This window comes from Shimia biformata, from assembly GCF_016888515.1.
GTDB classification, from domain to species: Bacteria; Pseudomonadota; Alphaproteobacteria; order Rhodobacterales; family Rhodobacteraceae; genus Shimia_A; species Shimia_A biformata.
The window spans coordinates 2628189-2649015 of the sequence record NZ_JAFEJK010000001.1; the positions used below are offsets into that span (position 1 = coordinate 2628189).

The 20827-nt window shown below is 60.1% G+C and carries 19 protein-coding genes; 16 read left to right on the plus strand and 3 right to left on the minus strand.

Annotated elements, in window-relative coordinates; all coding sequences use genetic code 11:
* Position 1 precedes the first annotated feature (1 nt).
* From JQ863_RS12845 to JQ863_RS12905, 13 genes are all read left to right on the plus strand, one after another.
* Positions 2–2008: an acetyl/propionyl/methylcrotonyl-CoA carboxylase subunit alpha gene (locus JQ863_RS12845; RefSeq protein WP_142494836.1), complete on the plus strand. Its 2007-nt coding sequence runs from the start codon at positions 2–4 to the stop codon at positions 2006–2008.
* Between the two features lie 4 nt (positions 2009–2012).
* On the plus strand, positions 2013–2972 hold the full coding sequence (locus JQ863_RS12850) for a hydroxymethylglutaryl-CoA lyase (RefSeq protein WP_028288579.1): 960 nt from the start codon (positions 2013–2015) through the stop codon (positions 2970–2972).
* Between the two features lie 12 nt (positions 2973–2984).
* Positions 2985–3899 carry an SDR family NAD(P)-dependent oxidoreductase gene (locus JQ863_RS12855; protein ID WP_028288580.1) on the plus strand — a complete coding sequence of 305 codons (915 nt, stop codon included), beginning with the start codon at positions 2985–2987 and terminating at the stop codon, positions 3897–3899.
* Complete coding sequence (locus JQ863_RS12860) at positions 3899–4693, plus strand: citryl-CoA lyase (RefSeq protein ID WP_100160969.1); 795 nt, start codon at positions 3899–3901, stop codon at positions 4691–4693. Before JQ863_RS12855 ends, JQ863_RS12860 begins: the two co-directional genes overlap by 1 nt.
* A 3-nt stretch (positions 4694–4696) precedes the next feature.
* Positions 4697–5860 carry an acyl-CoA dehydrogenase family protein gene (locus JQ863_RS12865; RefSeq protein WP_028288582.1) on the plus strand — a complete coding sequence of 388 codons (1164 nt, stop codon included), beginning with the start codon at positions 4697–4699 and terminating at the stop codon, positions 5858–5860.
* Between the two features lie 10 nt (positions 5861–5870).
* On the plus strand, positions 5871–6710 hold the full coding sequence (locus JQ863_RS12870) for an HTD2 family dehydratase (RefSeq protein WP_028288583.1): 840 nt from the start codon (positions 5871–5873) through the stop codon (positions 6708–6710).
* A 211-nt stretch (positions 6711–6921) separates the two neighbouring features.
* Positions 6922–7701 carry an ABC transporter ATP-binding protein gene (locus tag JQ863_RS12875; protein WP_028288584.1) on the plus strand — a complete coding sequence of 260 codons (780 nt, stop codon included), beginning with the start codon at positions 6922–6924 and terminating at the stop codon, positions 7699–7701.
* Between the two features lie 46 nt (positions 7702–7747).
* Complete coding sequence (locus JQ863_RS12880) at positions 7748–9703, plus strand: AMP-binding protein (protein WP_233145719.1); 1956 nt, start codon at positions 7748–7750, stop codon at positions 9701–9703.
* Positions 9704–9718: 15 nt separating this feature from the next.
* Entirely contained in the window at positions 9719–10603 is an 885-nt protein-coding gene (locus tag JQ863_RS12885; RefSeq protein WP_028288586.1) for a branched-chain amino acid ABC transporter permease, read from the plus strand.
* Between the two features lie 93 nt (positions 10604–10696).
* Positions 10697–11659, plus strand: coding sequence for a branched-chain amino acid ABC transporter permease (locus JQ863_RS12890; RefSeq protein WP_202076295.1), 963 nt, complete (start codon positions 10697–10699; stop codon positions 11657–11659).
* A gap of 103 nt (positions 11660–11762) precedes the next feature.
* Complete coding sequence (locus JQ863_RS12895) at positions 11763–12932, plus strand: ABC transporter substrate-binding protein (RefSeq protein ID WP_232237124.1); 1170 nt, start codon at positions 11763–11765, stop codon at positions 12930–12932.
* Between the two features lie 61 nt (positions 12933–12993).
* Positions 12994–13785 (plus strand): ABC transporter ATP-binding protein, encoded by a 792-nt coding sequence (locus JQ863_RS12900; protein ID WP_028288589.1) that lies wholly within the window; start codon positions 12994–12996, stop codon positions 13783–13785.
* A gap of 13 nt (positions 13786–13798) precedes the next feature.
* Entirely contained in the window at positions 13799–14587 is a 789-nt protein-coding gene (locus JQ863_RS12905; RefSeq protein WP_028288590.1) for an SDR family NAD(P)-dependent oxidoreductase, read from the plus strand.
* A 25-nt stretch (positions 14588–14612) separates the two neighbouring features.
* Here JQ863_RS12905 and JQ863_RS12910 read toward each other — a convergent pair whose 3' ends face one another.
* The gene (locus JQ863_RS12910) at positions 14613–15716 is read right to left on the minus strand and encodes a CaiB/BaiF CoA transferase family protein (protein ID WP_036540260.1); all 1104 of its coding nucleotides are present in this window, start codon (positions 15714–15716) and stop codon (positions 14613–14615) included.
* A 113-nt stretch (positions 15717–15829) separates the two neighbouring features.
* Here JQ863_RS12910 and JQ863_RS12915 point away from each other — a divergent pair, with 113 nt between their 5' ends.
* Genes JQ863_RS12915 through JQ863_RS12925 form a run of 3 tightly spaced genes read left to right on the plus strand, consistent with a single transcriptional unit; the run spans position 15830 to position 19056 of the window.
* Complete coding sequence (locus tag JQ863_RS12915; protein ID WP_028288592.1) at positions 15830–16618, plus strand: enoyl-CoA hydratase/isomerase family protein; 789 nt, start codon at positions 15830–15832, stop codon at positions 16616–16618.
* 16 nt (positions 16619–16634) lie between these two features.
* Positions 16635–17873 (plus strand): thiolase family protein, encoded by a 1239-nt coding sequence (locus JQ863_RS12920; RefSeq protein WP_027264384.1) that lies wholly within the window; start codon positions 16635–16637, stop codon positions 17871–17873.
* 16 nt (positions 17874–17889) lie between these two features.
* Positions 17890–19056 carry an acyl-CoA dehydrogenase family protein gene (locus JQ863_RS12925; RefSeq protein WP_142494837.1) on the plus strand — a complete coding sequence of 389 codons (1167 nt, stop codon included), beginning with the start codon at positions 17890–17892 and terminating at the stop codon, positions 19054–19056.
* 10 nt (positions 19057–19066) lie between these two features.
* On the opposite strand, the gene JQ863_RS12930 is transcribed toward JQ863_RS12925, so the two are convergent.
* Complete coding sequence (locus JQ863_RS12930) at positions 19067–19420, minus strand: SDR family NAD(P)-dependent oxidoreductase (protein WP_268987217.1); 354 nt, start codon at positions 19418–19420, stop codon at positions 19067–19069.
* Between the two features lie 72 nt (positions 19421–19492).
* Entirely contained in the window at positions 19493–20689 is a 1197-nt protein-coding gene (locus JQ863_RS12935; protein WP_142495134.1) for an IS256 family transposase, read from the minus strand.
* Between the last annotated feature and the right edge of the window lie 138 nt (positions 20690–20827).

A 20827-nucleotide genomic window follows, 5' to 3' on the forward strand; every position in this document is an offset into this window, starting at 1 on the left:
CGTGAAAATCAAAACGCTTCTGATCGCCAACCGCGGCGAAATTGCCTGCCGGATCGCGCGCACCGCGCGGGCCAGCGGTATCACCCCTGTCGGCGTGCATTCGCAGGCCGATGCCAATGCCCTGCATGTCCGCGAGATCGGCAAATCTGTCTGTATCGGTGCCGGGCCTGCATCCGAGAGCTATCTGAAAATCGACGCGGTGATTGCCGCTGCGCAATCAGTGGGCGCGGATGCGATCCATCCCGGTTATGGCTTTCTGGCCGAAAACCCCGATTTTGCTCGTTCGGTCGAAGCCGCCGGCATGATCTTCATGGGGCCGACGCCGGAAACGCTTGAACGTTTCGGCGACAAGGCCAGCGCCAAAGAGGCCGCCGTGGCGGCCAGCGTCCCGGTGATTTCGGGCGCCGAAGGTGCGCGGTCCGATCCCGAGCAGATTGCCGAGGAGGTGCGCCAAATGGGCCTGCCGGTGCTGCTCAAGGCGGTCGGCGGCGGTGGTGGGCGCGGACAACGGCTCGTCACTGACGAGACCACGCTGGTCGAGGACATCGAAGGCGCGCTGCGCGAAGCAAAATCCACCTTCGGCTCCGAAGGGCTGCTGTTGGAGCGTTTCCTGCCCGAGGCGCGCCATGTTGAAGTGCAGATCGCAGGTGACGGCAAGGGCCATGTGGTGCATCTGTTCGAACGCGATTGCACGCTTCAGCGCCGCCACCAGAAGGTCATCGAGGAAGCCCCGGCCTGGGGTCTGCCCCGAACGCTTCTGGACGACATCGCACGCGACGCGGTGCGCTTGGGCGAAACGCTGGACTATCGCGGGCTGGGCACGGTCGAATTTCTGGTCGCGGGTGGCGAGTATTTCTTCCTTGAGGTGAACCCGCGCATTCAGGTGGAACATCCCGTCACCGAAGCGATCACCGGGCTGGACCTTGTCGCGCTTCACCTGCGGATTGCCGAAGGCGCGGGCCTTGGACTGGTGCAGGACGATCTGACGATCAACGGCCACGCGGTCGAGGCGCGGCTTTACGCCGAAGATCCGGCGATGCAATTCGCCCCGTCGACGGGCACGCTCTCCACGCTCAGCCTGCCATCGGGCCTGCGCATCGACAGCGGCGTCGAAGAAGGCGATGCCGTCACGCCCTACTACGACCCGATGATCGCCAAGCTGATCGTGCACGCGCCCGACCGGGAAACCGCATTGGCACGTCTGGCCACGGCGCTTGATCATGTCGCGGTCGAAGGTGTCGAGACCAATCGCGCCTTTCTAACGGCGCTGGCGCGAAACCATGAATTCGAACGGATGCAGGTGCATACCCGCTGGATCGACGGCAGGCTGGATGAGCTGACACAGGCACCCGGCCTGACCCGCCCAGATCTGTGGAAGGCGACCGCTGCCATTCTCTTCGTGACCCAGTCGCGCAGCGACACAGACGCCAATCCCTGGACCAACCGTGATGCCTTTACCGGCTGGCGGCTTGGACTGGGCGGCGATGCGATTGAAGCGGGGCAGCGCGTGACGCTTACCGATTCTGACGAGGTATCCGAAGAACTGCGCGTCAGTCCAGTCAAACCGGGTGCCAAGTACACCATCCATTCGGAGAAAGGCGAGGCGCTGATACTGTCGGCACGTGAACTGACCCCGGGCCGTTGGCGTGTCGGCGAAGGCGACACCGTCCATCTGATCGACGCGCGCCTGCACGCGGGCGTGATCGAACTGGATACGCCCGAAGGCCGCCTGGTCTTTCGGCCCGCCGCGCCCCTTGCCTTTGCCGGCGGCGATGCCGCGGCGGATCGCGCCGTGACCTCTCCGCTGACCGGCATGATTGTCGAAATCAAGGTCTCCGATGGTCAGAGCGTGGCCGAAGGCGACGTGGTCGCGGTCATGGAATCCATGAAACTCGAAATCTCGATCCGGGCGGCCGCGGCCGGGATCGCCAGCAATATATCCGTCTCGAATGGGGACATGGTCGATCGCGGCCAGGTCATCGCCGAGATCCTGCCATCCGAGGAGTGATGAAATGAGCGACTTTCCCAAATTCGTAGAATTTCGTGAAGAAGGCCCGCGTGAGGGTTTTCAGATCGAAAAGAAGATTTACCCGATCGAAGAGCGGATCGAACTGATCGACATGCTCAGCGAAACCGGCTTGAAACGCATTCAGGTCGGCAGCTTTGTCAGCCCGAAATACGTTCCTCAGATGGCGGACACCGGCGAGTTGTTCCAGCGTATCAAGCGCAAACCGGGCGTGAACTACACATCGCTGTGGCTGAACGACAAAGGGTTTCGCAAGGCCCTGACCGCGCATGAGGTCGATATCGACCCGCGTCTGCTGTTCTATCCTTCCGAAGCATTCGCCCAATCGAACAACAATTGTTCCTCGGCCGAGATGCGGGAAAAACAACGTGACTGGGTCCGTCTTTACAAGGAAGAGGGATATACCGTCGACGCGGCCTATGTGATGACCGCTTTCGGCTGCAACCTCGAGGGCCCCATCCCCCAAGAACGCATCTTGGACGATTTCCGCTTTATCCTTCAGCTATGCGAAGAAGAGAACATCCCCGTGCCGATCCTCGTGGTCGCCGACACCATGGGTTGGGGAAACCCCGAGGCGGTCAAACGGATGATCGGCGCCCTGCGCGAATTGGCGCCCGAGGCGCGCATCGGTATGCACATCCATGACACACGTGGGCTGGGGATCGCCAACGTTTATGCGGCCCTGTCGATGGGCGTGGACATGTTCGAAAGCTCCGTCGCCGGTCTTGGCGGCTGTCCTTTCGCGGGCCACGGCCACGCGCGCGCCGCAGGAAATGTCTGCACCGAGGATGCAGTGTTCCTGTGTCACGAGCTCGGCATCGAAACCGGCATTGATCTGGACAAGCTGATCGCAGCGGCGGTCAAAGCAGAAGAGATCATCGGTGTGCCGCTCATGGGCCGGGTCATGCACACCGGCGGGTTGGACAAATACCGCAAGTCACTCTGAGGGAGCAAGAAGATGACAAAAGCACTTGACGGAAAGGTCGTTCTGGTCACCGGGGCCGGCGGTGGGATCGGGCGTGATATCGCCTTGATGGCAGCTACCGAAGGCGCCGCCGTGGTGGTCAATGATCTGGGCGCATCCCTGAAAGGCACCGGTCAGACAGAAACTGCGGCGCAGAAAGTCGTCGAAGAGATCAGGGCCGCTGGGGGCGATGCCATTGCCGATGGCGGCTCTGTCACCGATCCCGATGCCGCGCGCGCGATGATCGAAGCCGGGGTCAAGGAATTCGGTCGCATCGACGCGGTGGTAAACAACGCCGGCATTCTGCGCGACGGTTACTTCCACAAGATGACCTATGAGGATTTCGACGCGGTGGTGAAGGTCCATCTTTATGGTGCCTTCAATACCAGCCGCGCGGCCGCCGACTATTTCCGCGAACAGGAAAGCGGCGCGCTCGTGCACATGACCTCGACCTCGGGGCTGATCGGCAATTTTGCCCAGGCGAACTACTCTGCCGCGAAGCTGGGCATCGCGGCCTTCTCAAAATCTGTTGCGCTTGATCTCAAGCGCTGGAACGTGCGGTCAAACTGCATCGCGCCCTTCGCCTGGAGCCGGATGATCTCGTCGATCAAGACAGACACCCCGGAACAGGTGGCACGGGTCGAAAAGATCAAGGAGATGACACCGGCCAAGGTTGCACCGATGGCCTGTTTCCTGATGAGCGACCGCGCGGCTGACGTGTCAGGACAGATCTTTGCGGTTCGCAAGAACGAGATCTTCCTGTTCAACCAGCCCCGCCCGGTGCGGTCGGTTCATTCCGGTGATGGCTGGACCGCCGATGAAATCGCCGATCGCGCCATTCCCGCGCTCAAATCGCAGTTCACGCCGCTCGAAGTTTCGGCGGATGTCTTTTCATGGGATCCGGTCTAATGGGAAAACGCAAAGAAAAAATCAGCTCCAGCATTGCCTGGAGCACCCCTGACAAGATCAGCGTGCGTGGCCTCGACCTGCCCAACGAGATCCTGGGCCACATGAACCTCGGCGATCTGGCGTTCCTGCAACTGACGGGCCGCAAGGCCACACCCGAGGAAAGCCGGGTGTTCAACGCCATCGTCATTACCCTGGTCGAACATGGTATCACGCCCTCGGCCCTGGCGGCGCGGATGACCTATATGGGGGCGCCGGAATCGCTTCAGGCGGCTGTGGCGGCTGGCTTGTGTGGGCTGGGCACCGTCTTTGTCGGTTCTATGGAAGGTGCCTCGAAAATGCTTTACGAGGCACTGCCACAGGACAAGTTGGGCACCGGTGTCGATCTGGATGCGCTGGCCGTCGAGACGGTAGAAAAATTCCGCGCCCGCAAGATGATCGTGCCGGGGCTCGGACATCCGGTGCACAAACCGGTCGATCCGCGCACCCCGCGCCTGTTCCAGATCGCTGCCGAGAACGGCAAGTCCGGTGAATACATCGAGTTGATCCAGAAAATTCAGGCCGTTGCCGAAGAAAAATCGGGTAAGATGCTGCCGATTAACGCCACTGGTGCGATCGGAGCGATCTGCTGTGAATTCGGCTTTCCCTGGAAGATCGTGCGGGGCTTTGGCGTCATGGCGCGCGCCATCGGCCTGGTCGGTCATATCCTCGAAGAGAGCGAAAACCCGATCTCCTATGAATTGTGGCAGCGCGCCGAAGAGGAAATCCTCGAAACCTCCGGCCCGGGAGCGGCTTGAACGATGCAGACGTCAGCCCCAGACACTCACACCGATCTGCGCGATGCCTTGCGCGCACTTTGCGCGCAGTTTCCGCCAGAGTATCATCGCAAGTTCGGCGAAGACGAAACCTACCCCGAGGAATTCGTCGATGCGCTGACCCGCGAGGGCTGGCTTGCCGCGATGATCCCAGAGGAATACGGTGGCTCGGGTCTGGGGTTGACCGAAGCCTCGATCATCATGGAGGAGGTGAACCGCTGCGGCGGAAACGCGGGCCATTGCCACGGGCAGATGTATAACATGGGCACGCTGCTGCGGCATGGTTCGGATGAGCAAAAGCAGACATACCTGCCCGGTATTGCCAGCGGCGCGTTGCGCCTGCAATCCATGGCCGTGACCGAACCGACAACCGGGACCGACACCACCAAACTGAAGACCATCGCAGTCAAGAAGGGTGACCGGTATGAGATCAATGGCCAGAAGGTCTGGATCAGCCGTATCCAGCATTCTGACCTGATGATCTTGCTGGCCCGCACTACGCCGCTGAGCGAGGTCAAGAAAAAGTCGCAGGGCCTGTCGATCTTTATGGTCGATCTGAAAGAGGCAATCGGCAACGGGATGGAGGTCCGCCCCATCGCCAACATGCCCGGCCACGAAACCAATGAAGTGTTTTTCGACAACCTGGAAATCCCCGCCGAGAACCTGATCGGCACCGAGGGGCGCGGGTTTTACCATATTCTTGACGGGCTGAACGCCGAACGGACCCTGATTGCGGCGGAATGCATCGGTGATGGATACTGGTTCGTTGACAAGGCCCGCGCCTATGCCGGCGACCGCGTGGTCTTTGACCGTCCCATCGGCCAGAACCAAGGTGTGCAATTCCCTATCGCCAGGTCCTATGTGAACATCGAGGCCGCCAATCTGATGCGCTTTGAAGCCTGCAGGCGGTTCGATGCCGGACTGGATTGTGGTGCACAGGCGAACATGGCCAAGCTGCTGGCTTCGGAAGCCAGCTGGGAAGCGGCCAATGCCTGCATCCAGACCCACGGCGGCTTCGGTTTCGCACGGGAGTACGATGTTGAGCGCAAGTTTCGCGAGGCGCGCCTCTATCAGGTCGCCCCGATCTCGACCAACCTGATCCTCTCCTATGTCGGCGAACATATCCTCGGCATGCCCCGATCCTTCTGAGGCCAGAAACATGGGTGAGATCGACCTTGACGCGCTGGCGCCCTGGCTGGGACGCACCGAGACCAAGGAAGATGTTCTGACGCAGGGGCTGATCGACAAATTCCGCGCCACGCTCGGTCCGCATCTTTGGGACGAAGCCGGCGATGTCCCGCTGGGGGTTCATTGGTGCCTTGCCCTTGATACCGTGCCAGCTGCCGCCCTGTCAGAAGACGGCCACGCCGCGAGGGGTGGATTTCTGCCCCCTGTTCTGCTGCCCGCCCGCATGTGGGCTGGCGGCGATGTTACGCATATCGCGCCGCTGAAAATCGGCGAAACCATCACCCGACGCTCTTCGATCAGGAATATTGTGGCCAAGCAGGGCCGTAGTGGACCATTGGTCTTTGTGACCGTCGAACATGAGTATCTGAGTGGCAACCGGCTTTGTATCCGGGAGCAGCAAACGATCGTTTATCGTGAGATTTCCACCCCCCGCACGGGCGAGAGCGCAGCTGACGCGGGTGACCCCAACACGCTTAGATCGACGCTGACACCGGATCCTGTTCTTCTGTTTCGCTATTCGGCGCTGACGTTCAATGCCCATCGCATTCACTATGATTACGTCTACGCCACCGAAACCGAAGCCTATTCCGGACTTGTTGTGCATGGCCCATTGCAGGCCACGCTGCTTCTGAATCTGGCGGCGGGTGCGTTGAAAACATCGCCCCACCGGTTTTCGTTCCGTGGCCTCGCGCCACTCACCCTGCCCTGCGAATTGCAACTGCACAATGAAGGGACCGGCACCTCCGGGACAGTCTGGTGTCAGGATCAAAAAGGTCTTCGAAGCTTTTCCGCAGAGTACGCGGCCGTCTGATCGGTCTTCTTCGGTAGCGAATTCAGTTGTTGACCAATTTTTCTAACATCTGTTAGGCTTCGCGGAGAGACTTGGTAAATAAACCAGGCAAACCTCTGAATTTAGAGGTGGGAGGAGGAACAATGCGAGGAAAACTCGTAACCAACGAAAAACCGTGCGGTCAGGCTATGCGCGCCTCCATGAGGTGTGGGGCAAAAGCACGGGCCGCAACATGACCACGAATAACGGGCACGTATCCTCACCGCTTGCGGTGCGTGGTGCAACTTTGAAATTTGGCGGTGTGACCGCGCTCGACGATGTGAGCATTTCTGTGGCCGACGATGAATTGCTTGCAATTATCGGACCGAACGGAGCCGGAAAAACATCACTTCTAAACGTGACTGCGGGCTTCTACCGTCCGCAGAAGGGCCGTGTCGAATTGTCCGGGCAGGACGTGACCGGCCTGCGTGTTGACCAGATCGCCCGGCGCGGTCTGGCGCGGACGTTTCAGGGCACCCATCTTTTTGCCGGGCAGACGGTGGTGGAAAACATTATGATCGGCCGCCACATGCTGATGAAATCGAATGTAGTCCAGGCTTTTTTCCAGTTCGGTCCCGTGATGCGCGAGGAATCGGAACATCGTGAAGCCGCAGAGGAGATCATCGATTTTCTCGAGATCGAGGCAATCCGCAACCGGCCCGTGGGCACGTTGGGGTATGGGTTGCGCAAGCGTGTCGATCTGGGCCGTGCATTGGCGCAGGAACCGTCGATCCTGCTGATGGATGAACCGATGGCCGGCATGAACTCGGAGGAAAAAGAAGACCTGGCGCGCTTCATTCTCGATGTGCGCGAGGCGCGCAAGATTCCGGTAGTTCTGGTGGAGCACGACATGGGCGTCGTGATGGACCTTGCCGACCGGATCGTGGTGCTGGATTTCGGGCGGGTCATCGCTGAAGGCACCCCGGAAGAAATCCAGAAGGACCCGGCTGTCATAAAGGCATATCTGGGGTAGCGGCATGGTCAAACAACGGACAGCAATGGTCTTTTCGGACCCAGCAGTGACACATAGCGAAACCCTGCCGCAGGTTTTGCTCGCGCGAGCGACATCCACACCGACCAACCTCGCCGAACGGCACAAGCGCCTGGGCATCTGGCGTGAATTCACCTGGGCCGATGTTCTTGACAGGGTTCGCGCCCTGGCTCTCGGGTTGGAGAACCTGGGCTTGTCGGCTGGCGAATCCGTCATGATGATTGGCGAAAACGAACCCGAACATTTCTGGGCTGAATACGCCGTCCAGTCGTTAGGCGGCAAAGTCCTGTCTGTCTATCCGGATCAAAACGCTGAAGAGATTCTGTATCTGGCCGAAGACTCGCAAACGCGGATTTTTCTGGCACAGGATCAGGAGCAGGTCGATAAATGCATCGAGATTGCGGGCAAGTACTCGGGCGCCCTGGCGGTCGTTTACTGGGACGATTCCGGTCTGTGGGGCTATGATCATCCCCTGTTGCATTCGTTTGAAAGTGTGAGCGCGGCCGGGCGTCAGATCCACGCCAAGGAACCCGCCAGATTTGAAGAACACGTAAAACGTGGACGGGCGGACGATACCGCCTTGCTGTCCTATACCTCGGGTACCACGGGAAAACCCAAGGGCGTTGTCATCAGCCATCGCTACCTGTTCGACAATTGCTCGCGGGTGATGGGGGCAATCGAAATCGCGCCGGGCACCGAATACCTGACCTACATTTCGCCGGCCTGGGTCACGGAACAGATTTTCGGCCTGTCGATCGGTTTGATCGCGCCCATGGTCGTCAACTTCCCCGAAGGCCCTGAAGACGTACTGACCAACATTCGCGAACTGGCGGTCGACGCACTGGTGTTCAGCCCGCGCCAGTGGGAAAATCTCGCCTCCATCGTTCAGGCCCGGATGCTGGGGGCGGGTAAAATCCGCAATGCGATGTACAACTGGGGTATGAAGGTCGGCCACGACGTTTATGTGGAACGGCTGGAGGGGCGTAGCCCCAGCCTTGCCGCACGCCTGCAGCTTCCCTTTGCCGAAGCTCTGGTGCTGCATCACCTGCGCGACAATCTTGGCCTTGGTAAGGCCAAAAACGCAATGAGCGGCGGCGCCCTGATGGCACCTGACGTCTTTCGTATGTTCCACGCGATGGGGGTTAAGCTGCGCAACGTGTATGGCGCGACCGAAATCGGCCTTCTGACCGCGCATGTCGGCGAAAGCTATCAGCTGGAAACCAGCGGCAGCTGGATGCAAAGCAACACGAACTACGGCGAACCGCTGGAATACAGGGTCTCGGACGAAGGGGAGCTTCAGGTGCGTGGCGGATCGGGCTTCGGTGGCTATCACGGCAAGCCCGAAAAGACCGCAGAGGAATTGACCGAAGACGGTTGGTACAAGACCGGTGACGCGGTGTCGATGACCGACGACGGCGAGCTTTTGTTCTTTGACCGTGTCAAGGATATGCGCCGCCTGGCAAATGGGCACAGCTATCCGCCGCAATTCATCGAAACGCGGTTGCGGTATAGCCCCTTCATCAAGGATCTCATGACCTTGGGCGACGAAACCCGGAGCTTCGTCAGCGCGCTTATCAATATCGATATGGAAGTTCTCGGGCGTTGGGCGGAAGAGAACAAGATCAGCTTTTCGACCTACACCGATCTCTCGCAGAAACCCGAAGTTCTGGACCTTATCAAAGGCGAAGTGGCGCGCATCAATGCGCTCCTGCCCGAAGGCTCGCGCGTGGCACGTTTTGCGAATTTTCCCAAGGAACTCGACCCGGATGAAGGCGAGTTGACCCGCAGCCGAAAGCTTCGCCGGGCCTTTCTGGAGGAACGGTATGCCAAGCTCGTCGAGGCGATCTATGCTGGCGATGACGAGACAGATCTCGAAATCGCTGTGACCTATCAGGACGGCCGTCAAGGCGTTCTCAAGACCACGGTTCGCGTGTCGGATGTTGAAAACGCATCGAAGGCTGCCAAGCGGCAGTCCAAATCTTAAAGGAGGTCGGCGACAATGGTCTATTTCATCAATGACATCATTACCGGGGCTTTGATCGGCCTTCTGTATTCGCTGGTGGCCATGGGCTTTGTTGTGATTTACCGCGCCAGCAAGGTGTTCAACTTCGCGCAGGGCGAGCTTGTGATCATCGGCGGGTTCATCGTCTGGTTCACAACGATGCAAGCGGGGCTTAGCCTTTGGTTGTCGATACCCCTTTCGCTGGTTCTGGCCGGGCTGGTCGGGTACGCAATCGAACGGATTTTCCTGACAAAGCTGATCGGTGAATCGGTTTTCTCGATGGTCATGGTCACCGTCGGCCTTTTGATCCTGCTGCGCGGTTTGGTGCTGCTTGTGTTCGGTCCCGCGGTAAGACCCTTCCCGATCATTTTTCCGCTGAAACCCTTGTTCCTCGGCGATATGTTGATCCCGATGAACCTCCTGATAGGTGGGATCATCACCATTGTCGCGGCCGTCGGCCTGTCGTGGTTCTTCAACCGGACCCGGTCCGGCCTCCGTATGACCGCTGTGGCGGAGGACCACGTCGTAGCTTCCTCGATGGGCATTTCGGTGAAAGGCTCGATTGCCGTTGCCTGGGTTCTCGGGGCAATCCTGTCCACAATTGGTGCGATGATCTTTCTCAGCGGCAAATCGCTGACCTTCCTGGCCTCGGATATCGGGTTCGCGGCCCTGCCGGTGGCGCTCTTTGCCGGGCTGGAATCCATCGGCGGGCTTATCCTGGCAGGAATAATCATCGGCATCGCGCAGAGCTTGACCACCAACTACCTTGATCCGTTGATCGGTGGCTCGCTCGGCAGTGTCGTTCCATATATCATAATGCTTGCCATTCTGCTGATCCGGCCGACCGGCCTGTTCGGCTGGCGCACAATCGAACGGGTGTAATCCATGGATCCTTCTGGCGTATTCCCGACAAGCTATCGCAGTGACAGACGTTTGATCCGAACGCGCTGGCAGTTTCTGGCCCTCGTCGTATTCATGGCTCTACTGCTGTTGGCGCCTTACCTGGTGAGCAGCCGTATCATCGCTATCCTGAATATGATGATGATCAGCGCCGTCATCGCCGTCGGGCTTCAGATCTGCACCGGCTATGCGGGCCAGATCAACCTGGGTCAGGCGGCGTTCATGGGGGTCGGCGCCTATACGGCCTCGATACTGGCCTCGAAGACCGGCCTTACGTTTCTGCTGACCATTCCTCTGGCCGGGCTCTCGGCTGCGCTGTTCGGCTTTCTCTTTGGCTTGACCGCGGCGCGGATCAAGGGGTTCTATCTGGCACTGACCACGATTGCAGCTCAGTTCCTTTTCCACTTTGCCGTATTGAACCTGCCGTCAACCTGGCTGGGTGGATCGAACGGTATCACCGTGCCCCCGGCCGAGCTTTTCGGGCAGCGATTTGTCAGCGAATCTTCGCAGTTCTATCTGAATTTCGCCGTGACCGCGATCATGGTGGCGGGCGCGTTCGGGATCGTTCGGTCACGCTTCGGCCGTGCCTTCGTGGCGGTCAGGGATGATGACGTGGCCGCGGGTATAATGGGGATCAATGTCGCGGCCACAAAGGCAAATGCCTTCCTGATCGGCGCTTTCTATGCGGGCGTCGGCGGGGCGCTTTGGGCCTATCTGATCCGCTTCGTGGGGGTAGACCAGTTCACCCTGTTTCACTCGATCTTCTTCGTCGCGATGATCATCGTCGGCGGGATGGGTTCAATCGTGGGGGCCCTGATCGGCGTCTTCATTATCCGCATCATCCAGGAAATTATCGCGACGGTCGGCCCCAATATCGCCGACTCGGTATCATTCCTTGGCGGTGACATCGTGTTCGCTGGCATGAATGTCGTTCTTGGCGGCGTGATCGCATTGTTTATGATCCTCGAACCCAAGGGGCTGATGCACCGCTGGAACATCCTGAAGTCGTCATACCGTATCTGGCCGTTTCCTTACTGAGAAATAGAGCGGCTCTAAACCTGGGAGGAAGAATATGACTTACCAATCGAATCGAGGTCTTCGCGGCTTACTGGCAGCGGCTGCCTTGGCGGCCGCGGCGACCATGCCTTTGAAGGCGCAGGCCGAAGAGACCTATAATCTGGCCCTGCTGTCGGACTTTTCCGGCCCTTATGCTGACATCATGCCCATCCTGGCAGGCGGACGCGAAGCTGTGTTCACCTGGTGGAATGAAACCCGCGGCAAGGAACTTGGCGTCACGCTGAACTACAAAAACTACGAAACCCGCTATGACGCGGCACAGGTGGCAAGTCTCTGGCCCGGGATCAAATCGGAACTGGACCCGATTGCGGTTGTCGGCCTCGGCGGGCCTGACGTCGCGGCCCTTTCCGAACGCCTGCCGGAAGACAAAATCCCGATGTTCATGGCCACAGCGGCCTACGGTTTTGCCTGGCAACCGGATGCCTGGATTTTCAACCCACGTCCGACCTATTCGCACGAAAGTGTCGGCTTTCTAAACTGGATGCGTGAACAGCGCGGAGGAGACGAACCGCTCAAGGTTGCGATCCTCGCCTCCGAAGCATCGCCTGCCTATGTCGACATGGCAAAGGGCCTTGAACTCTATGCCGAAGAGCACCCCGAGGAGATCGACCTCGTCGAGGTCATCTATACCGAAGTTCAACCCACCGATCTGACGGGGCAAATGCGCCGCGTTGTACGAGCCGGGGCCGAGGCGCTGGTAATCCAAACGAACACCTCTATCGTGGTTGCCGCGAAACGTGGGCTGCAGGCCAACGGGGCGAACATCCCGATCATGATGAGTTCGCATAACGGGCTTCCAGCCTCGGGTGGCGCGCTTGGCGGGCTTGAGCAAATGGAGGGGGACTTTGAAGCCTACGGCATGGCGATTGCGGCCGATGAGGACACTCCCGCGCGACAATTCTACGAGACATTGGTTGCCGATTACGGACTCGAAGCACCTTGGAACGTCGTGACCGCAATGGGCGTATCTCAGGGTCTCTATACCGTGACCGTGATCGATCACGCGATCGAGGCGAACGGCGCCGAGGGCCTGACCGGAGAGATGGTACGTGAGGCGCTTTTTGCCAAACCGATCACCACCGAAGAAACCCATGGGTTCCTGCCGACCTTGTCCTTTACGCCAGAAGCACCGTTCCCATTGGAAGGCCTCAAAGTGAATGTGGGCACCGTCAAAGATGGGAAAATCACCATCGCGGCAACGGGTGTCGACGTTCCGCAAGTTGAGAAATGGTGAATTAATCCGGGCGCCGCAGTCGCGGCGCCCGTTCTGATCCTTAGCCCCGGGCAATATGACCATGCTGGAACTCAACAACGTAGAGGTGACATATTCCGACGTCATCCTGGCGCTCAAAGGCGTGTCCATGACAGTCCGTGCGGGACAATGTGTTGCTCTGCTCGGTGGCAATGGCGCAGGAAAAAGCACGACGCTTAAAGCCATCTCGGGAACGCTCAAATCCGAGGATGGAACCGTTTCGGCGGGGTCCATCGTTCTGGACGGAACTCCCATTCAGAACATGGAAGCCTCGGAAGTCGTGAAGAACGGTCTCATCCATGTGATGGAAGGGCGGCGCGTTTTGCGGCATCTGACGTCAGAGCAAAACCTGATCGTCGGCGGGCACATGGTGCCCAACTCCGCCGAGCTGAAAAAGCGCTTGGACCATGTTTACACCTTGATGCCCCGGCTTGCGGACCTGCGCAACCGCACCTCTGGCTTCATGTCTGGTGGCGAACAACAACTGCTGCTGATCGGCCGGGCCATGATGGCCAGCCCCAAGATCATCGCGATCGACGAACCGTCGTTGGGATTGGCCCCGATGATGATCCGGGATGTTTATGAAGTGCTCAAGCAGCTCAAGTCAGAAGGCACGACCTTCTTCCTGGTCGAACAAAACAGCGCCGCGGCGCTATCGATCGCCGACTATGCCTATGTGATGGAGAACGGCCGGATCGTGATGGACGGCCCTGCCGACAAGCTCGCTGACAACGAGGACATCAAGGAATTCTATCTCGGCGTCACCGCATCGGGCGAGCGCAAAAGCTATCGAGATATCAAACACTATCGCCGCCGGAAGAGATGGCTGGGCTGAGGAGAAGGAATTCATGAGCACCATCCTGGATATCAAGGGCCGCACCGCGCTGGTGACCGGCGCCGGACAGGGCGTGGGCCGGCAGGTCGCGCTTTATCTGGCGGAACATGGCGCAGGCGCTGTTGTGATCAATGATTTTCACGCCGATCGGGCGGAAAGCGTTGCCGCAGAAGTTGAAGCAGCTGGCGCCAAGGCATTGCCAATCGCCTTTGACGTCTCGAACTTCGAGGCGGTCGGCGCAGCTTTCGCCGAGGCGCAATCCGCGTTCGGCGGCGTGGATATCCTGGTCAACAACGCCGGGAACGCGGGGCCGACCTCGCGGCTCGATGATCTGGTGCCCTTCTGGGACTCAGACCCATCGGAATGGAAGCGCTGGATGGCGACCAATTTCGACGGCGTGTTGAACTGCACCCGTCACGCAATGCCCCTGATGGTCAAGGGCGGCTATGGGCGCATCGTGACAGTCATCTCCGACGCGGGCCGCGTGGGCGAGCCGCATCTGGCGGTCTACTCCGGCGCCAAGGCCGGCGCGGCCGGCTTCATGCGGGCAATTGCAAAAGCCGGTGGTCGGTTCGGGATCACCGCGAATTGCGTCGCCTTGGGGGGCACAAGAACTCCGGCTGTCGCCGACCTGATCCCGGATGCAGAGACCGAGAAGCGGGCATTGTCGCAATACGTGATCCGCCGTCTGGGCGAGCCGGAAGACCCCGCCGGAATGATCCTGTTCCTCTGCTCGGATGCTGCCAGCTGGATCACCGGTCAAACTTATCCGGTGAATGGCGGGTATTCTTTTGCCTGCTAGAGCCGCCATCGGACGGCTGCCGCCTCTAGTTGGAGCTGTCCGAAAAAACGCTGTCATTATCTGCCCCGAGCTCGGGGGGCAGATCCGGTATCGCGGTTTCGAAACCATCGAATTTCAACGGCTGGACAATAAAAGTCTCGGCCTTGCCGCCGTCATGCGTAATCTTGCGCAGCAGCTGGCGCGCACGCACATGGGGGTCGTCCAACGTTTCGACCAGGGAATTGACCGGACCCCATGGCACCCCCGCCTTATCCAGAAGGTCGCCCCATTCGGCGCGCGTCTTGTTGACCAAAATCGCCGCGATTTCTTCGCGCAGCGCGGCCTTGCGGGCGACACGGTCGCGGCCTGTCAACGGCGCAAGATCCGCCCTGTTGATCACATCGCAGAACGGTTTCCAGAACCAGTCCTCATGCGCGATGGACAAGGTCAAGAGCTTGCCGTCTTTGCAGGTGAACACGCCATAGCCCGGCTCGGCGATAAATTCGCCCAGCGGTGTTCCATTGGCGGCGGGAACGAGGAATGCGGTCAACATCGAAACCACCGCATCCGACATGGACACGTCCACGTAACGCCCCTGCCCTGTGCGCTGGCTCGACACCACCGCCGACAGGATTGCGATCGCCGCGAACAACGCCGCGCCAACATCCGCAAGGGGGATCGGCGGCACAGGGCCGGGCTGCTTTGCATCGGCCTGATCGGCCAGCAAACCGCCAACCCCTTCATAGCTCAGGTCATGGCCAGCCCTGTCACGATAGGGGCCGTCCTGCCCGTAACCCGAAATCGATACATAAACCAGCCGCGAGTTGACACTACGCATGTCCTCGAAACCGGCACCCAAGGCCGCAAGCTTGCCAGGGCGGAACCCTTCGACGATGACATCCGATTCCTTGGCCAGTTCGCGAAACCGTGCCAGCCCCTCGGCCGATTTCAGATCCAACGCAACGCTGCGCTTGCCTCGGTTCAGTGCCCGGAACAAGGGCGGAAATTGCCGGGCCGGATCGCCGACACCCGGTCGTTCGATCATGATCACCTCGGCTCCCATGTCGGACAACAGCATTGTGGCATAGGGACCGGGAAACTGTTCGGCAAGGCTGAGAATTTTCAGGCCGGCCAGGGGTGCAGTGCTCATATCAATCTCCAGCTCTTTTGTTTTCCACGTGCGGGTCCGCCCGAGTGCAGCGCAAATCGCCGCAAAAGACAAGGCGAAAAACCAATAATATGTATAATTATCAGGAGCTTAGCATGAGTGAAGCAAAGCAGACGCTATTCGTTGAGCGGGTCGCAAAAACTGAATGGATTACCTTCCAGCGCACCGAACAGCTCAACGCAATGTCAACGCAGATGCTGCGCGAGATGGCGGCAGCACTGGAATCGGCGCTGGCCGACGATGGGGTGCGAACAATTGTCCTGACCGGCTCTGGCCGGGCATTCTGCGCCGGTGCCGATCTGAAAGAAGTTGCTGGCGCCAAACATGCACCAGGCGAGCCGGATCTTCTGGATCTTGTCGATCACACGTTTGGGCTGATGCGACATGGCCCGAAACCGGTGATCGCCGCAGTGAACGGGCTGGCGATGGCGGGCGGTTTGGAAATGGTGATGGCCTGCGATCTGGTCTTTGCCGCCGAAAGCGCGCAACTGGGCGACGCACATTCCAACTTTGGCGTCTTTCCCGGGGCCGGCGGTGCGGCGATCCTGCCGCGTAGGATTGGCCTGAACCGCGCGAAATACCTGCTGTTCTCGGGCGAGAACGTTTCGGCACGGGACATGATGGACTGGGGACTGGTGAACAAGGTCATCGCGGACGAAGACCTGCGACAAGCGGTGCAGGCCTTTACCGACAGGCTGGCAGAAAAAAGCCCGGCGGTCTTACGCCGCATGAAGACGGTTGCCAATCGGTCGCTGGACGTGGACGAAACCGCCGCGCTTTCCGAAGAGATGCTGAACCTGCGCGCGCACATGCGATCCTGGGACATGCACGAGGGTCTGTCGGCGTTCAATGAAAAACGAAAACCGCAGTTTCGCGGATACTAGGTCAGGAGGACAAACGATGCAGGACATTTACATCGTTGGCATCGGGATGACGCCGTTCGGAAAGTTCCGGGACAAAACCATCAAGGACATGACCGGCGAGGCCGTCGCCGCCGCGCTTTCCGATGCCCGAGTGACGGCAGATCGTATCGACGGCGCATTCTTCTCGAACGCGGTGCAGGGCCACATGGAGGGCCAGCACATGATCCGCGGCGAAATCGCGCTGCGTGAAATGGGCATTCAGGGCATTCCGGTGGTGAATGTCGAAAACGCCTGCGCCAGCGCCTCGACCGGGTTCAAACTGGCAGTCGATTTCCTCAAGGCCGGCAATGGCGACTGCTGTCTCGCCGTGGGCGCCGAAAAGATGTATTCTGACGACCGTGCGTTGATGTTTTCGGCCTTCGACAGCGGCTGGGACGTCAGCAACAGCGAAGAGGTCGCGCAACGGCTGGCCGATCTGGGTGCAGGGGTCGAGGAACCCGAAGGATCGAAATCGCCCAAGCCCTACAGCGTGTTCATGGATGTCTACGCAGGCTTCGCCCGGCTGCACATGAAGACCTTTGGCACAACTCAGGAACAGTTCGCCGCCGTCGCCGCCAAGAACCATGCGCATTCCGTGCATAATCCACTGGCGCAATACCGAGAAGCCATGAGCGTCGATCGGGTATTGGCCGCGCCGCCGATCACCTATCCGCTGACCCTGCCGATGTGCGCCCCGATCTCGGACGGGGCCGCTGCGGCCGTTTTATGCACCGGCGAGGGGATAAAACGTCTGGGCCTAGATCCCGCGCGCGCGATCAAGGTCAAGGCCGCGATCCTGCGCTCGGGCACCGATCGTCCGCCGGAAGATTACAAGAACCACCTGACCCGGCTTGCCGCGCTTGAGGCCTATGAACAGGCCGGGATCGGCCCCGAGGATATATCGGTGGCCGAAGTGCATGACGCCACGGCCGTGGGCGAAGTGATCCAGATCGAGAACCTCGGATTTGTCGAATTCGGCGAGGGCGGTCCCGCCAGTCTGCGCGGCGAGACAAAGATCGGTGGACGCATTCCGGTGAACCCCTCGGGCGGGTTGGAATCCAAGGGCCACCCGGTCGGTGCCACAGGGATAGGGCAGGTTTTCGAACTGGTCACGCAACTGCGCGGCGAAGCTGGCGCGCGTCAGGTCGAAGGGGCAAAGAACGCCATCGCCGAAAACGGCGGGGGGTTGCACGGGGTAGAAGAAGCGGCCGCCTGCGTCACCATTCTGGGCCGTTGAAACAAGGAGACGAACCATGGAAAACGTGATCGCCGCCGCTCAGGCAATCTATACAGATGAGCAACGCATGTTGCTGGAAAACTTCCGCAAGATGGCCGAGGCAGAGTTCGCGCCGCTGGCCGAGAAATACGAGAACCTCGGCCACCCCCCCGATGCGAAAACCCTGAAGTCCCTGTTCGCCAAGGTCGAGGAATTCGGGCTGATCAGCGGCCTGATCCCCGAAGAGGACGGCGGTGCCGGAATCGACCGCATGACCTATGGCATCCTATACGAGGAACTGGCCCGGATATGGGCCGATCTGGCAATCGCGGTGCTGATTCAGGGTCATGCCGTGTTCGCGGTCAACCTCTTGGGAAATGTGGCGCAGAAAGAGGCCTATCTGAAGCCGCTCCTGCGCAGCGAACGGATCTGTGCCACCTGTATTTCCGAACCAGAGGTCGGTTCGAACGTACGCGAGGTCAAGACACGTGCGGACCGCGAGGGCGATAAGATTTTCGTCACTGGCCAGAAGCTCTGGATTTCCAATGGGGCCCAGTCGGATTTCGCCATCGTTGTCTGCAATCTGGACGACGGTATTTCCATGGTCATCGTCGACCGCGATACCGGCAACTACGAGAGCCGCGAATTGCGCAAGCTGGGGCTTATCGGTGCATCGACCTGCGAATTGTTTTTCGACCGTGCCGAAACCAGCGCTGACCATGTTCTGGGTAATGCAGGCGGCGGCCTGTTCCAGACATTGAAACTGTTTGAGAGCGCTCGCGTGTTTGTCGGCCTGACGAGCATTGGCATAGCGCAGGCGGCGTTGGAATGTGCCGTCAAATATGCGCAGGATCGCCAACAACATGGTAAGCCGATCGGCGGGCACCAGTTGATTCAAGGCTACTTGGCCGACATGGCCACGCACCTGGATGCCGCGCGCCTGTTGTGCCAGCGCGGGCTGCAACTTCTGGACCTGGGCGTGCGCTGTGACACCCAGACCTCGATGGCGAAATGGTATGCAACCGAAATGGCCGTCGAAATCGCCGGCAAAGCGGTGCAGATCCACGGCGGCAACGGCATCACCAAAGAGTTCCCCGTTGAACGGCACTTCCGCAATGCAAAGGTCATGCCGATTCCCGATGGCACCACCGAAATCCAAAAACTGGTCATCGGGCGCAACCTGACCGGGCTTAACGCGTTCTGAAATCGTGACTCTAAGAATTGCGGCCGGGGATTCCCGGTCGCCTTATCGTAGGCCCCCGGTCCGGGGGGGCGGCCAACGGATCATGCCCCAACCGGCGCTGCGGGACGCGTTTGATCAATGCCTGTCCCGCGTCAGTGGCAAAAAACTCACGGTTCAGGTCGGTTTCGATATAACCGGGGCAGATGGCATTCACCCGGATGCCATGCCGCGCCCATTCAAGCGCCAGAGACCGGGTCAGTTGAATCAGCCCTTCCTTGGACGCGGCATAGGCGGACACATGGCTGGCCACCCGTGTGCCCAGAATCGAGGCGACATTGACGATACAGCCCCCGCGTCCGGCATCAATCATCGCTTTGGCGGCGATACGTGGGTAGTGTCCCGGGAGATGGTGTAGGAACTGGCGTCCACCTGCTTCTTCATAGCTGGTGCTGCTCGTTCACTGCGCGGCGATCATCGTCGCCGCGCCGGTATCGTTGCACACGGCCGTCAGCTTTTCCACCGGCATGTAGCGGCGGGAGACGGCCCATTCATCGTTTTGCTCCAGCATGAGCGCGCCGACCAGCCGGATGACGGCTTCGCGGTTGGGAAAGATGCCGACGACATTGGTCCGCCGCTTGATCTCCTTGTTGACGCGTTCCAGTGGGTTTGTGCTGTGCAGCTTCGAGCGCAGGCTCTCGTCGAAGGCCATGTAAGCCAGCACGTCATGCTCCGCCTCATCCATCAGCTCGGCAACATCGCGGAACCGGTCCCGCAGGCTGTCGGCGACCTCACGCCAGCGGGCATGGGCCTGGTCGCGGTCCTTCTCGGCGAAAACGGTCTTTACCACCGCGCTGACCACCGGCTTGTGGGTCTTGCCCACGCGGGCCAGGAGGTTGCGCTGGAAATGCACGCGGCAGCGCTGCCAGCCGGCACTGAGCACCTTGCGTGCGGCAGCTTTCAGGCCCTCATGTGCGTCGCTGATCACCAACTGCACGCCCCGCAGGCCGCGCCGAGTAAGAGACCGCAGGAAGTCGGCCCAGAACGTCTCGGCTTCCGAGGGCATGACGGTAATCCCCAAGATCTCGCGCCGCCCGTCTGTATTGACCGCCACAGCCACTATCACCGCCATCGAGACGATCCGCCCGCCCTCACGCAGCTTCACATAAGTGGCGTCGAGCCAGAGGAAGGGCCAATCGCCTTCGAGAGGCCGGTTCAGGAACGCCTGCACCCGCTCGTCGATCTCCTCGCAGAGCCGCGAGACCTGGCTCTTGGAGGTGCCCGTCAGCCCCATGGCGCGCACCAAGTCATCGACAGCGCGCGTGGAAACACCATGGATGTAGGCCTCCTGGATCACTGCCATCAGCGCCTTCTCCGCCGTCCGCCGTGGCTCCAGGAAGGTCGGAAAATAGCTGCCCTTGCGCAGCTTCGGGATGTTCAGGCCGATGGTCCCCGCCCGGGTATCCCATTGCCGCGGCCGGTAGCCGTTCCGCTGGTTCTCCCGGTGCGGGCTGCGCTCGCCATGGCCCGCACCGCAAACGGTGGCCACCTCGATATCCATCAGCCGCTGCGCGGCATCCTGGATCAGCTCGCGCAAGAAATCCGCGTCATCGCTCTTGGCGATCATGCCCGGAAGGTCGATCATGTTCTCGGTCATCGTGCTCTCCTTCGTTGTCGTCGGTCTTCGAACAACCTCAGACTACGAAGAAGCGCGATGGCCGCCAGCCCGGCCGCGCGCTGCGCTACGCCAAGGGCTTCGCGCGCGGCCTCTTACACCACCCCACGGGGCACTACC